We start from the raw sequence: 12,909 nt of genomic DNA on the forward strand, positions 1-12,909 counted from the left end.
ATCATGCTGACGTTTTTCATCAAACGCCCGCGCTTCGCGATGGTGATTGCGCTGGTCATCACCCTGCTGGGAGCCATCGCGCTGAAGATTATCCCGGTAGAGCAGTATCCGCAGATCGCGCCGCCGGTGGTGAACGTCTCGGCCAGCTGGCCGGGCGCCAGCTCGGCCGACGTGGCGGAGGCTATCGCCACGCCGCTGGAGACCCAGCTGAACGGCGTGGACCACATGCTCTATATGGAGTCCACCAGCTCGGACGAAGGCTCCTATAGCCTGAACATCACCTTCGCGGCGGGCACCGATCCGGACCTCGCCGCCATCGACGTGCAAAACCGCGTGGCGCAGGCCGTGGCGCAGCTCCCGACCGAGGCGCAGCAAAACGGCGTGCAGGTGCGCAAGCGCGCCACCAACCTGATGATGGGCGTAAGCCTTTACTCACCGAATAAGACCCACACGCCGCTGTTCGTCAGCAACTACGCCAGCACCCAGGTGCGCGAGGCGCTGTCGCGTCTGCCGGGCGTCGGGCAGGTGCAGATGTTTGGCGCGCGCGATTACAGCATGCGCATCTGGCTGCGTCCGGACCGCATGAACGCCCTCAACGTCACTACCGATGACGTGGCGCAGGCGCTGCGCGAGCAGAACGTGCAGGGCGCGGCAGGCCAGGTCGGCACGCCGCCGGTGTTTAACGGCCAGCAGCAGACGTTGACCATCAACGGGCTGGGGCGCTTAAGCCAGGCCGAAGACTTTGCCGACATCATTATCCGCGCGGGCGAGATGGGCCAGCTGGTGCGCCTGAAGGACGTGGCGACAATCGAACTTGGCTCGCGCAGCTACAGCTCCGGCGCGCAGCTGAACGGGCACGACTCCGCCTACCTCGGCATCTACCCGACGCCGTCCGCCAACGCCCTGCGCGTGGCCGACGCGGTGCGCGCGGAGCTGGACCGCCTCTCAACGCGCTTCCCGGACGATCTGGCCTACGAGGTGAAATTCGACACTACCGCCTTTGTGGCCGCCACCATCAAAGAGATCGGCGTCTCGCTGGCGCTGACGATGCTGGCGGTGGTGGTTGTGGTGTCTCTGTTCCTGCAAAGCTGGCGCGCGACGCTGATTGTCACACTCGCCATTCCGGTGTCGCTGGTGGGCACCTTTGCGGTGCTCTATACGCTCGGCTACTCCGCCAACACCCTCAGCCTGTTCGCCATTATTCTGGCGCTCACCATGGTGGTGGATGACGCCATCGTGGTGGTGGAAAGCGTTGAAACGCTGATGGCGGAAGGGCAGAGCCGCACGGCGTCGACCGCGCTGGCCCTGCGCCAGATTGCCGGGCCGGTGATCGCGACGACGCTGGTGCTGCTGGCGGTGTTTGTGCCGGTGGCGCTGCTGCCGGGCATTGTCGGCGAGCTGTACCGCCAGTTCGCGGTGACGCTTTCCACGGCGGTCACGCTTTCAAGCCTGGTGGCGCTCACCCTGACGCCCGCCCTGTGCGCGATGCTGCTGCGTCCGCGCCCGGAGAAGCCTGCGGCCGTTTATCGCGCCTTTAACCGCGGGCTGGACGCCACGCGCAATCGCTATAGCCGGATCGTGAGCGTATTCACCCTGCGCCCGTGGCTGGCGCTGCTGGCTACCGCAGGCGCGGCGGCCGTGGTAGCGTTCAGCTTTACGTCAATGCCAAAAGGCTTCCTGCCGCAGGAGGACCAGGGCTACTTCTTCGCCAGCGTTCAGCTGCCGGAAGCGGCCTCGCTGGAGCGTACCGAAGCGGTAATGACCACCGCGCGCGCGCTGATCGCCAACAATCCGGCGGTGGAGGACGTGATACAGGTCTCCGGGTTTAACATCCTCAACGGCACCAGCGCGTCCAACGGCGGGTTTATCTCCATCATGCTCAAAGACTGGAGCGAGCGTCCGCCGCTGGACGAGGTGATGGGCACCCTGCAGCGTCAGCTGCTGGCCCTGCCGGAAGCTACCATCATGACCTTCGCGCCGCCGACGCTGCCGGGGCTTGGCAACGCCTCCGGCTTCGACCTGCGCATCCAGGCACAGGCGGGGCAAAGCCCGGCGGAGCTGGAGCGCGTCACGCGCGGGGTGCTGATGAAGGCCAACCAGCACCCGCAGCTGAGCCGCGTGTTCACCACCTGGAGCAGCAGCGTGCCGCAGCTGACCCTGACCGTTGACCGCGAGCGCGCTGCCCGCCTCGACGTGCCGGTGTCGCGCATCTTCAGCAGCCTGCAAACCGCCTTCGGCGGCACGCGCGCCGGGGATTTCAGCATTAACAACCGCGTCTACCACGTGGTGATGCAAAACGAGATGCAGTGGCGCGAGCGCGCCGAGCAAATCAGCGAGCTGTTCGTGCGCAGCAACAGCGGCGAGCGGGTGCGCCTGAGCAACCTCGTCACCATTACGCCGGGCGTTGGCGCGCCGTTCCTGCAGCAGTACAACCAGTTCCCGTCCGTGTCGGTGAGCGGCTCTGCCGCGCCTGGCGTGAGCAGCAGCACCGCGATGGCGGCGATGGCTGAGATTCTGGCGGAGAGCCTGCCTGCCGGGTACGACTACGCCTGGAGCGGCATGTCGTATCAGGAGCAGCAGACCGGCAACCAGGCGATGTGGATCGTGCTGGCGGCGGTGGTGATGGCGTGGCTGTTTCTCGTCGCCCAGTACGAGAGCTGGACGCTCCCGGCGAGCGTCATGCTTTCGGTGCTGTTTGCCATCGGCGGGGCGCTGGTCTGGCTGTGGACGGCGGGATACGCCAACGACGTGTACGTGCAGATTGGTCTGGTATTGCTGATCGCACTCGCGGCCAAAAACGCGATTCTCATCGTAGAGTTCGCCCGCGCGCGGCGCATGGACGGGATGACGATTGCCGATGCCGCGCGGGAAGGGGCGTCGCGCCGCTTCCGCGCGGTGATGATGACCGCCGTGTCGTTCATTATCGGCGTCCTGCCGATGATGCTGGCGACTGGCGCAGGCGCCCAGAGCCGACGGATTATCGGCACCACGGTGTTCAGCGGCATGCTGGTGGCGACCGTGGTAGGGATTGTGTTCATTCCCGCGCTGTTCGTGCTGTTCCAGCGCCTGCGCGAGTGGGGCCACGGCCTTACGGACTCGTCGCCCACAGCTCGCAGTGCTTCTGAACCAGAGAAATAAGCGAGCCGCCGTCGGCGATAAAGTCCCGCATGCGCTGCGCCTCGCTCTTGCCCTGCTTTAACAGCAGGGCAATTTCATTGATTGCGCTCGTCGCGCCGAGCTTCTCGGCCGACGGCGCAACCTGCTCCAGCAGCCAGGCGATATCTTCCGCCACGGTTTTGTGCTCGCCGGTATGCACGTCCGTCAGGATCCCCTCCAGCCCGTAGCGGCAGGCCTGAAAACGGTTAAAACGGTAGAGCAGAAAATCCCGTTCCTGATGCTTATAGGGCCGCGCGGTCAGCAGCCAGTGCGACGTCGCCTGGATCAGCCCGGCGATGTTAATCGCGTGGCCGAGCGTCAGCGGCGTATCCATCACCCGCACCTCCACGGTGCCAAAGTGCGGGCTGGGGCGGATGTCCCAGTGCAGATCCTTAATGCTGTCGATCATGCTGGTAGCGCTCAGGCGGCGGAACAGCCCCTCGAACTCCTGCCAGCTGTTGACCCACGGCATCAGGCCGTTATCCGGGAATCCGGAGAAGATGTTGAGCCGCGACGAGGCGAACTTTGTGTCCGTGCCCTGCATATAGGGCGACGCGGCGGCGAGAGCGATAAGGTGCGGCACGAAGCGCGACAGGCCGTGCGCCAGGTAAATGGCGTCGTCCCCGGTCCGGCAGCCGACGTGCACGTGCTGGCCAAAGACCGTTGCCTGCAAAATCAGGTAGCCAAAGCGCTCCAGCGTGACGTTATAGCGCTCGTCGTCGCACACCTCCTGTCGCTGCCACTTCTGGAACGGGTGCGTCCCGCCGCCGCAGATCTCGATATGCTGCTCCGCCGCCGCGCGCAGGATGCTCTGCTGCATCACCGAGAACTGCGCCGCCGCCTGGTCGATGGTCTGGCACACGCCGGTGGCGATTTCGAGCATGCTTTCGGTGATGTCGTGTTTGACCTCGCCGCCTTTGATGTCGTCCTTAACGGCGGCGATGAGTGCGGAGGAGTCCTGGCTCAGATCGTAGCCCGGCGGGTTAACCACCTGCAGTTCGAGTTCGATGCCGAGGGTAAACGGTTCAGAGGACTTGAAATCGGGTAAAGGCATGGCGCACTCCGTTGTCAGTTGTGTGTTGAGTATAGACAACGACGTGGCGCTCACTTTTCAGGGTGGTATAACTGTTAGCAGGCTTAGCGAAAAGGGGGAGTTAATCATGTCTGACAATCCAGTGATTGCGCTGATAGGTCCCGGTGCGATTGGGACCACCATTGCCGCGGTGCTGCATGACGCGGGCCGCACGCCGCTGCTGTGCGGACGTACCGCACATCCGGAATTACGCTTGCGTTATGACGAGGGCGAAACGGTGGTACCCGGTCCGGTATTAACCGATCCTGCCGTCATTACGCGTCCCGCCAATCTGGTTTTTATCGCGGTAAAAACGACGCAAAATGCCGACAGCGCCGGATGGCTGCGCGCCCTGTGCGATGAGAACACCGTGGTCTGCGCCCTGCAAAACGGCGTTGAGCAAAAAGCCCAGCTTGACCCATGGGTCAGCGGCGCGACGGTGCTGCCGTCGGTGGTGTGGTTCCCGGCACAGCGCGAGCCGGATGCCTCCGTCTGGCTGCGGGCGAAGCCGCGCCTGACGCTGCCGGACGTAACGCAGGCGCAGCGGGTAGTCGAGGCGCTTCGCGGTACGCGCTGTGACGTGGAACTCGCGACCGATTTCGCCACCGTCGCCTGGCGCAAGCTGCTGCAAAACGCGGTTGCGGGGCTGATGGTGCTCGCCAACCGCCGCGCAGGCATGTTCAGGCGCGAGGATATAAGCGAGCTTGCGCTGGCCTATCTGCGCGAGGGGATTGCCGTCGCCCGCGCCGAGGGGGCGAAGCTTGACGATGCGGTGGCCGATGAGATTCTGGCGAACTTCCAGCGCGCGCCAGTGGATTTGGGTACGTCGATTCTCGCTGACCGTCAGGCGGATCGCCCTATGGAGTGGGAGATTCGCAACGGCGTGATTCAGCGCTACGGGCGCAGGCACGGCATTGCGGTGCCCATCAGCGACGTGGTGGTGCCGCTGCTGGCGGCGGGAAGCGAGGGGCCGGGCTAACGGCGGCGGGCGTGCGATCCCATCTTTAGCTAGGTGCGGCTGACGCAGCGCGTGCCGGTGGGGCACAGATAAGGATTTATTCTTTGTCGACGAACCCATCAGCCTCGGGGGAGTAATGCTGATAAACGCATGCAAGCTTATGTCCGTCAGGATCGCGCAGATAGGCAATATAAAAGTTGGGCCCGTATGCGGGTCGTGTACCGGGTTCGCCTTCATTCGTTCCTCCCGCCAGGAGGCCCGTTGCATGGAACCGTCTGACAAGATCCGCGTTATCTGCACTGAATGCGAACATTGTCCCGTTTCCCGCCGTCGCGGGATGCCGGTCAAAAGGAGGACAAATACAGAAGCTGAACCCCTCACCAGGATTATGTTCATCCCCCCACATTGCCCAGCTTTCTGTCCAGGCTGGCAGACGTGAGTAACCCAGGACGTTAAAAATAGCGTCGTAAAAGCTCACGGATCGCTGAAAGTCATTGGTACCGATAGTGATATAAGCCAGCATCTTTTACTCCCGTCCTTCAATATTCGATTTAACCGCCTTCAGAGTCCTTTTACGGATCACGCCGCTGCCTGCGCGTATTAGGAGCCAGTAGGCCGACATTTTTAGCTGAGTGCGTCTGTCCGGACAGGAGATGAAGGTTTCCGTAGAGAGTTCATGCTGGCCAGGCGCCAGCGTCGTTAGCTTGTAGCGCAGCAACAGCTTCGCGCTGCCCGGCGCGGCTGGCGTCTGAAAAGCACTGGCATCCGGCACGTTTTCCAGACCGAAATCGGTACGCCAGAATTGTCCTCTTAAGCCATAACAGATTTCTGAAGCTGAATTTTGCAAAAGGGTAAAACTGTGCAATCCGAAGTTGTCGATGGCCGCTGACCGCTGACTGCGCAGTAACTTTTGCGGTAATTGACGCAAAGACATTAACCGCCGGATTACGGCATCTTCCCGGACGTCAAAATTTGCAATCAACGGCAGAATATTTTCAGGGTGGGCCGTGTGGATGACGGTCAGGTGTTTTTCATGAAACTGGAACTGGGGTAACAAGTCGGAAGCATCCTGCCAGTTAGCCAGCGCTTTGCGGGTAACGAATCCCAGGTTCAGCATCTCTCTTCCTTGTCATTCCCTTGCGTCCAGCCAGAATAACAGATGGCGCGCCGCCGGCAATTACCAGGAAAAGAGAGGGGGAAACGTTGCGGCGTCGTCATTCATTTCCGCCAGGTGTATTCGCCTTGACCTGCTCTCGATCATTTCCCCACAAACGCGCTCGTCCGCAAACTAAAACAGCCCGCCAAAAGCTACCTCGTACTGACAGCAAGCTTAGCGGCGAAACATAAAAATAAGCCTCCTGTTGCTCTGTCCATGACTTTAACAACGTGACTTTTTTTCAGTATGGCTGATGCAAAATGCGTGGATAGAATGAGCGTGGCTGACCACATCGTGCCAATTGCAACGTGGATGCTAACAAGGACAAAAGTCCATATTAAAGGTGAGTGGCCGGTAGGGATAAACTGAGGCAAAAAAGAGACATAGAAAATGCCCATTTTGGGATTAAGAACATTGCCAAGCATTCCTCTAATAAACCAGTTCCCCTGAGCACTATTGTTCCCGCCGGTGTGACTAAAAGAGGACCGGGGGCGGATCAGCAGCTGTAAGCCCAGCCAGGACAGGTAGGCGGCCCCACACACTTTAAGCACGGTGTAAGCCATTTCTGAAACAGCCAGTAGCGCTCCAAGACCTAAGGCGACCAGCGCGCCCCATATGAAACAGCCAGCATCAATGCCAAGAGCAGCCTGAAAAGCTTTTTTGCCGCCCTCAGCACAAGAGGTACGAAGAATCAGTGCTGTATCAAGACCGGGAGTAAGGGTAAGTAACAGTGCTGCAAAGGAGAATGCGAGGAGGGAATCGTGAACAGTCATTTTGTTTGTCCGAAAGAGCAGATGCTAATCGTTTAACGCCACGCAATCAATCTACCAAATATCGCTTTTTAACCGTCCGCTCCTCGCGCTTAACTGACGATCAATAAACGACATTGTTCTTTGCTCTAGGTCGACATCCTGCTCAGAACCCCGGCCTCCCATCACCCGCCTCAGTGCGCCGTTATATAAGGCTCCTTCACAAACTCCGCCAGCAGCCAGACCATATCATGCAGCAGCCCGGTGAGTTCTTTCGCCACGCTCGCAGGTAATGTCCCGCCCATTACCGCCAGCGTTAACGCCACGGCATAGTCAACTTGTAGCGTCGTCTCCTGCCAGCAGTCGGGCACGCAGGAGGTGATTTTTTCACCTGCGATCAACTGTTCAACCAGATACGGCGGAAGCTCCGAGTCACAGCATTCCCGCAGTCGCTTCAGCGCAGCCAGCAATCGCTTGCAAAGCGTGGAAAACGTCACGGCATCGTCCGTTTCTACCAGCACGCTCACGCAGGCGGCACAAGCATCGGCCAGTTCAAAGAGATTCGCAGAATCGCAAATGGATGTATTAATAAGATGATGAACAGCACTTTCCTCAGAAAGCGCGTATGAAAAAACAGGGTTAGTCGCCATTTAGCATCCTCTTTGTGCAAAAAATGTCATGTTATGCTAACGGGTTCCTACGCCCGGTTACGGATGTGCCGCAACGCGGGCACTTTACGACCGTGAAGAAGGGATGAAAAGAGATGCCTGTGAATTACATAAGGTTGCTTGCAGGTTTGCGAGGCGGCTTCCAGAAGGGCATTGCCGGGTGGCAGCTACGCCTTACCCGGCCTACAAAACCGCCAACCAACCTGCCCGCGACACGAACCGTAGGCGCGCGCAAGCGCAGCGCCGCCGGGCACAGCCGCACCGCTACTCCTCACTCATCATCGTCAAAAATCGCTTCACCGTCCGCGAGCGCTCAAACCGCCGCCAGCAAAGCGCGATATCGGTGTAAAGCTCCGGTGAACTCAGCGTGTGATAGGTGACGTTCGGCGGAGAAATGGCCGCCATGGATTTTGGTACCAGCGCGAAGCCGCCGCCGGCGGAAACCATGCTCAGGGAGGAGGAAAGCTGCGACGACTGCAGCGCGTGCTGCACGTCAATCCCGGCCCGTTCGCAGCAGCCGTGAACACGTTCGTACAGGCCCGGCGCGACCTCCTGCGGGAACAGCACCACGGGCGTATCACGCAACTGCTCTAACGCCAACGCATCGCACGCCGCCAGCGGATGATCGCGATGCAGCGCCACCACCATCGGCTCCCGGTCGAGGATTTTTAACTCGAATGCCTTGCTGCTCTCGCACGGCAGGCGCACGAAGGCGATATCCAGCTCGCCCTCCGCCAGCATCGTTGTCAGCGACGACATATTGGCTTCCACCTGGTGAACCTGCACCGCCATGTTCTGCACCTGAAACTGGCGAATCAGCGCGAAAATTTTGGGATGGAAAGCGTCGGAGCTGGTGATGCCTATCGACAGGTTGCCGTTCAGCCCGCGCGCGATGCCGCGGGCCTTTTCCAGCGCGGCATCGCTCAGCGCCAGAATTTTGCAGGCATCTTCATAGAAGGCTTCTCCCGCTTCGGTCAGCTCCACGCCCCGCGTCAGGCGTCTGAACAGCGGGGTACCCACTTCCTCTTCGAGCCGTTTGATCTGCTGACTCAGAGGAGGCTGTGAAATACCCAGCGCTTCGGCCGCCCTGGTGAAGTGTCGCTCCCGTGCAACCGCAACAAAATACCGCAGATAACGAAGTTCCATATCTAAAACGTCTCAAACCAGCATGGTTTCTATATTGGAACTCTCTGCTGAATCGGGTCAACATTTATTTAACCTTTCTAAATAAAGTTGAAGAGGACGAGCACGATGATGCATTCATCTGCCTGCGACTGTGAGGCCAGCTTGTGCGAGACCCTGCGCGGGTTCTCCGCCCAGCATCCTGACAGCGTGATCTATCAGACATCGCTAATGAGCGCCCTGCTAAGCGGCGTGTACGAGGGGGAAACCACCATCGCCGATCTGCTGGCACACGGTGATTTTGGTCTGGGCACCTTCAACGAGCTGGACGGCGAAATGATTGCCTTCAGCAGCCAGGTGTACCAGCTGCGCGCCGACGGCAGCGCCCGGGCCGCGAAGCCGGAGCAGAAAACGCCGTTTGCGGTGATGACCTGGTTCCAGCCGCAGTACCGTAAAACCTTCGATGCGCCGGTCAGCCGTCAGCAGATCCACGACGCGATCGACCAGCAGATCCCCTCCGATAACCTGTTCTGCGCGCTGCGTATCGACGGCACTTTCCGCCACGCCCATACCCGCACCGTACCGCGCCAGACGCCGCCGTACCGCGCGATGACCGACGTGCTGGACGACCAGCCGGTGTTCCGCTTTAACCAGCGCGAAGGGGTGCTGGTAGGGTTCCGCACGCCGCAGCATATGCAGGGCATTAACGTGGCCGGCTATCACGAGCATTTCATCACCGACGACCGTCAGGGCGGGGGACATCTGCTCGACTACCAGCTGGAGAGCGGCGTGCTCACCTTCGGTGAAATTCACAAGCTGATGATTGACCTGCCCGCCGACAGCGCGTTCTTACAGGCCAACCTTCACCCCAGCAATCTGGATGCCGCGATCCGTTCCGTCGAAAACTAACAGGAGAACTACCGTGAACAGTGAGAAACAGTCGCGTCAGTGGGCGCACGGCGCCGATATGGTTGTCGGCCAGCTGGAAGCGCAGGGCGTGAAGCAGGTGTTCGGCATCCCGGGTGCGAAAATCGACAAGGTTTTTGACTCCCTGCTGGACTCCTCCATCGACATTATTCCGGTGCGTCACGAAGCGAACGCGGCGTTTATGGCGGCCGCGGTAGGGCGATTGACCGGCAAAGCCGGGGTGGCGCTGGTCACCTCCGGTCCGGGCTGTTCCAACCTGATCACCGGCATCGCCACCGCCAACAGCGAGGGCGACCCGGTGGTGGCGCTGGGCGGGGCGGTCAAACGCGCGGATAAAGCGAAGCTGGTTCACCAGAGCATGGACACCGTCGCCATGTTCAGTCCGGTGACAAAATACGCCGTGGAGGTCAGCTCGCCGGACGCGATTGCCGAGGTGGTATCGAACGCGTTTCGCGCCGCCGAGCACGGCAGGCCCGGGGGGGCATTCGTCAGCCTGCCGCAGGATATCGTCGACCAGCCTGCGACGGGGGCGATTTTGCCCGCCAGCGGCGCGGCGCGGATGGGCCCGGCACCCGAGTCAGCGATTAACGACGTAGCGAAGCTTATCGAAAAGGCCGAAAACCCGGTCATTTTACTCGGCCTGATGGCCAGCCAGCCCGCGAACAGCGCCGCGCTGCGCAAGCTGCTGGAGAAAAGCCGCATTCCGGTGACCAGCACCTATCAGGCCGCCGGGGCGGTGAACCAGGAGCACTTCACCCGCTTCGCCGGACGCGTCGGTCTGTTCAATAACCAGGCGGGCGACCGGCTGCTGCATCTGGCGGATCTGATTATCTGCATCGGCTACAGCCCGGTGGAATACGAGCCGTCCATGTGGAACAGCGGCGACGCGACGCTGGTGCACATTGACGTGCTGCCTGCCTATGAAGAGCGCAACTACGTGCCGGATCTCGAGCTGGTGGGGGACATCGCCGAAACGCTGAACCTGCTTGCAAACCGCATCGAGCATAAGCTGGCGCTGAGCCCGCGGGCCTCTGAAATCCTGGTCGATCGCCAGCATCAGCGGGATCTGCTCGATCGCCGCGGCGCCTCGCTCAACCAGTTTGCCCTGCACCCGCTGCGCATCGTGCGCGCCATGCAGGACATCGTCAATAACGACGTCACCCTGACCGTGGATATGGGCAGCTTCCACATCTGGATCGCCCGCTACCTCTACAGCTTCCGGGCGCGTCAGGTGATGATCTCCAACGGCCAGCAGACCATGGGCGTCGCGCTGCCGTGGGCGATTGGTGCCTGGCTGGTCAATCCGGGCCGCAAGGTGGTGTCGGTCTCCGGTGACGGCGGCTTCCTGCAGTCGAGCATGGAGCTGGAAACCGCGGTGCGCCTCAACGCCAACGTGCTGCACATCATCTGGGTGGATAACGGCTACAACATGGTGGCGATTCAGGAAGAGAAAAAATACCAGCGCCTATCCGGCGTGGAGTTCGGCCCGGTTGATTTTAAAGTCTATGCCGACGCCTTCGGCGCGAAAGGCTTTGCCGTGGAGAGCGCCGAGGCGCTGGAACCGACGCTGCGCGCGGCGATGGATGTGGACGGGCCTGCCGTGGTGGCGATCCCCGTCGACTACAGCGATAACCCGCTGCTGATGGGCCAGCTCCATCTCAGCCAGATTTTGTGACTTAACATAAGGACAGAGAAATGCAAAAAGTTGCTCTCGTAACCGGCTCAGGCCAGGGGATTGGTAAAGCGATCGCGCTTCGTCTGGTGAAAGATGGCTTTGCCGTCGCCATCGCCGACTATAACGCGGAGACGGCCAGAGCCGTCGCCGATGAAATCATCCGCAACGGCGGCAAGGCCGTCGCCGTGAAGGTCGATGTCTCTGACCGCGAGCAGGTGTTTGCGGCTGTTGAGAAGGCCCGCACCGCGCTGGGCGGCTTTAACGTGATCGTGAACAACGCCGGGGTCGCGCCGTCCACGCCGATCGAATCCATCACGCCGGAGATTGTCGACAAGGTCTACAACATCAACGTGAAAGGGGTGATCTGGGGCATTCAGGCCGCGATCGACGCGTTTCGCAAAGAGGGGCACGGCGGCAAGATCATCAACGCCTGCTCCCAGGCGGGCCACACCGGCAACCCGGAACTGGCGGTGTACAGCTCCAGCAAGTTCGCGGTGCGCGGCTTAACCCAGACCGCAGCGCGAGACCTTGCCCCGCTGGGGATCACCGTTAACGCCTACTGCCCGGGCATCGTTAAAACGCCGATGTGGGCGGAGATCGACCGTCAGGTTTCCGAGGCGGCGGGTAAACCGCTCGGCTACGGGACCGAAACCTTCGCCAAACGCATTACGCTTGGCCGCCTGTCCGAGCCGGAAGATGTCGCCGCCTGCGTTTCATACCTCGCCGGACCGGATTCCGACTACATGACCGGCCAGTCTCTGCTCATCGATGGTGGGATGGTGTTCAACTAAATTCTAATAAGCTCTGACATGAGTTTTCCCCTGCCCCCGTGCAGGGGCTTTTTTTTGTCTCCTCCGCCATTGTGCATTACACTGCGCGCTGCAAAACTTTAGTCATTACGATCTGACAGGCGGTAACAGCGATGAACGGTACAATCACAACGTGGTTTAAAGATAAAGGCTTTGGATTTATCAAAGATGAAAACGGCGACAACCGCTATTTTCACGTGATTAAGGTCGCGAACCCCGATCTGATTAAAAAAGATGCCGCGGTGACCTTTGAGCCGACCACCAACAACAAAGGCCTTTCCGCCTATGCGGTGAAGGTGATCCCCGAAAGCAAGCACCTCTATATTGCAGGCGAGCGCGTGAAGCTCACCTCGATTAAATCCTTCGTGGTGTTTACCGAAGAAGAACCGGTCGATACCAAAATCGACAAAGAGAACGCCGTGCTGTCGGTGGGGCTGCTGATGAACAGCATCAAGCCAAAATCTGACAAAAAGCCGGGCGAAATGCGCACGGTTAAGAAGCTGGCGATCACCACCTTCCAGAATACGACGCTGATCTTCACCGAAGATGAGATCGACATTGATGCCACGGTGAAGCTGCTGAAGTGATTTTTTGCCGGGTGGCGGCTTCGCCTTACC

General features: G+C 60.4%; 12 protein-coding genes. 6 read left to right on the top strand and 6 right to left on the bottom strand.

What is annotated here, in order from left to right; all coding sequences use genetic code 11:
- Positions 1–3: 3 nt before the first annotated feature.
- The gene (locus ACMWKK_RS05180; RefSeq protein ID WP_112781725.1) at positions 4–3,138 is read left to right on the top strand and encodes an efflux RND transporter permease subunit; all 3,135 of its coding nucleotides are present in this window, start codon (positions 4–6) and stop codon (positions 3,136–3,138) included.
- Here the strand turns inward: ACMWKK_RS05180 and ACMWKK_RS05185 are convergent.
- Positions 3,089–4,210 (bottom strand): YbdK family carboxylate-amine ligase, encoded by a 1,122-nt coding sequence (locus ACMWKK_RS05185; protein WP_112781726.1) that lies wholly within the window; start codon positions 4,208–4,210, stop codon positions 3,089–3,091. The genes ACMWKK_RS05180 and ACMWKK_RS05185 overlap by 50 nt on opposite strands.
- Before the next feature lie 106 nt (positions 4,211–4,316).
- Between ACMWKK_RS05185 and ACMWKK_RS05190 the strand changes: the two genes are divergently transcribed.
- Complete coding sequence (locus ACMWKK_RS05190; RefSeq protein WP_112781727.1) at positions 4,317–5,207, top strand: oxidoreductase; 891 nt, start codon at positions 4,317–4,319, stop codon at positions 5,205–5,207.
- 76 nt (positions 5,208–5,283) lie between these two features.
- On the opposite strand, the gene ACMWKK_RS05195 is transcribed toward ACMWKK_RS05190, so the two are convergent.
- The 5 genes from ACMWKK_RS05195 to ACMWKK_RS05215 form a co-directional block, all read right to left on the bottom strand.
- Positions 5,284–5,709: a VOC family protein gene (locus ACMWKK_RS05195; protein WP_112781728.1), complete on the bottom strand. Its 426-nt coding sequence runs from the start codon at positions 5,707–5,709 to the stop codon at positions 5,284–5,286.
- Between the two features lie 3 nt (positions 5,710–5,712).
- Complete coding sequence (locus tag ACMWKK_RS05200; protein ID WP_112781729.1) at positions 5,713–6,303, bottom strand: hypothetical protein; 591 nt, start codon at positions 6,301–6,303, stop codon at positions 5,713–5,715.
- A 191-nt stretch (positions 6,304–6,494) separates the two neighbouring features.
- A complete protein-coding gene (locus ACMWKK_RS05205) occupies positions 6,495–7,115 on the bottom strand; it encodes a LysE family translocator (RefSeq protein ID WP_112781730.1) in 621 nt (206 codons plus the stop codon).
- Positions 7,116–7,285: 170 nt separating this feature from the next.
- A complete protein-coding gene (locus ACMWKK_RS05210; RefSeq protein ID WP_112781731.1) occupies positions 7,286–7,741 on the bottom strand; it encodes a hypothetical protein in 456 nt (151 codons plus the stop codon).
- 282 nt (positions 7,742–8,023) lie between these two features.
- Positions 8,024–8,905 (bottom strand): LysR family transcriptional regulator, encoded by an 882-nt coding sequence (locus ACMWKK_RS05215; RefSeq protein ID WP_045325597.1) that lies wholly within the window; start codon positions 8,903–8,905, stop codon positions 8,024–8,026.
- A 105-nt stretch (positions 8,906–9,010) separates the two neighbouring features.
- Here ACMWKK_RS05215 and budA point away from each other — a divergent pair, with 105 nt between their 5' ends.
- The 4 genes from budA to ACMWKK_RS05235 all read left to right on the top strand — a co-directional run bounded on the left by budA (position 9,011) and on the right by ACMWKK_RS05235 (position 12,879).
- Positions 9,011–9,790 (top strand): acetolactate decarboxylase, encoded by a 780-nt coding sequence (budA, locus tag ACMWKK_RS05220; protein ID WP_112781732.1) that lies wholly within the window; start codon positions 9,011–9,013, stop codon positions 9,788–9,790.
- Positions 9,762–11,483 (top strand): acetolactate synthase AlsS, encoded by a 1,722-nt coding sequence (gene alsS / locus ACMWKK_RS05225; RefSeq protein ID WP_201746445.1) that lies wholly within the window; start codon positions 9,762–9,764, stop codon positions 11,481–11,483. Before budA ends, alsS begins: the two co-directional genes overlap by 29 nt.
- A gap of 20 nt (positions 11,484–11,503) precedes the next feature.
- Positions 11,504–12,274, top strand: coding sequence for a (S)-acetoin forming diacetyl reductase (locus tag ACMWKK_RS05230; RefSeq protein ID WP_045325603.1), 771 nt, complete (start codon positions 11,504–11,506; stop codon positions 12,272–12,274).
- Between the two features lie 131 nt (positions 12,275–12,405).
- Positions 12,406–12,879, top strand: a complete 474-nt coding sequence (locus ACMWKK_RS05235; RefSeq protein ID WP_045325604.1) for a cold-shock protein — start codon at positions 12,406–12,408, stop codon at positions 12,877–12,879.
- The last annotated feature ends 30 nt before the right edge of the window (positions 12,880–12,909 follow it).

Source organism: Enterobacter sp. 01-M-03-SI-ECC, from assembly GCF_047530215.1.
Lineage (GTDB): Bacteria > Pseudomonadota > Gammaproteobacteria > Enterobacterales > Enterobacteriaceae > Enterobacter > Enterobacter chengduensis.

What these genes read in the sequence shown, in the direction of transcription:
- ACMWKK_RS05180 (WP_112781725.1), top strand. Translation starts at nt 4, where the DNA reads ATGCTGACGTTTTTCATCAAACGCCCGCGCTTCGCGATGGTGATTGCG.
- ACMWKK_RS05185 (WP_112781726.1), bottom strand. Translation starts at nt 4,210, where the DNA reads ATGCCTTTACCCGATTTCAAGTCCTCTGAACCGTTTACCCTCGGCATC.
- ACMWKK_RS05190 (WP_112781727.1), top strand. Translation starts at nt 4,317, where the DNA reads ATGTCTGACAATCCAGTGATTGCGCTGATAGGTCCCGGTGCGATTGGG.
- ACMWKK_RS05195 (WP_112781728.1), bottom strand. Translation starts at nt 5,709, where the DNA reads ATGCTGGCTTATATCACTATCGGTACCAATGACTTTCAGCGATCCGTG.
- ACMWKK_RS05200 (WP_112781729.1), bottom strand. Translation starts at nt 6,303, where the DNA reads ATGCTGAACCTGGGATTCGTTACCCGCAAAGCGCTGGCTAACTGGCAG.
- ACMWKK_RS05205 (WP_112781730.1), bottom strand. Translation starts at nt 7,115, where the DNA reads ATGACTGTTCACGATTCCCTCCTCGCATTCTCCTTTGCAGCACTGTTA.
- ACMWKK_RS05210 (WP_112781731.1), bottom strand. Translation starts at nt 7,741, where the DNA reads ATGGCGACTAACCCTGTTTTTTCATACGCGCTTTCTGAGGAAAGTGCT.
- ACMWKK_RS05215 (WP_045325597.1), bottom strand. Translation starts at nt 8,905, where the DNA reads ATGGAACTTCGTTATCTGCGGTATTTTGTTGCGGTTGCACGGGAGCGA.
- budA (WP_112781732.1), top strand. Translation starts at nt 9,011, where the DNA reads ATGATGCATTCATCTGCCTGCGACTGTGAGGCCAGCTTGTGCGAGACC.
- alsS (WP_201746445.1), top strand. Translation starts at nt 9,762, where the DNA reads ATGCCGCGATCCGTTCCGTCGAAAACTAACAGGAGAACTACCGTGAAC.
- ACMWKK_RS05230 (WP_045325603.1), top strand. Translation starts at nt 11,504, where the DNA reads ATGCAAAAAGTTGCTCTCGTAACCGGCTCAGGCCAGGGGATTGGTAAA.
- ACMWKK_RS05235 (WP_045325604.1), top strand. Translation starts at nt 12,406, where the DNA reads ATGAACGGTACAATCACAACGTGGTTTAAAGATAAAGGCTTTGGATTT.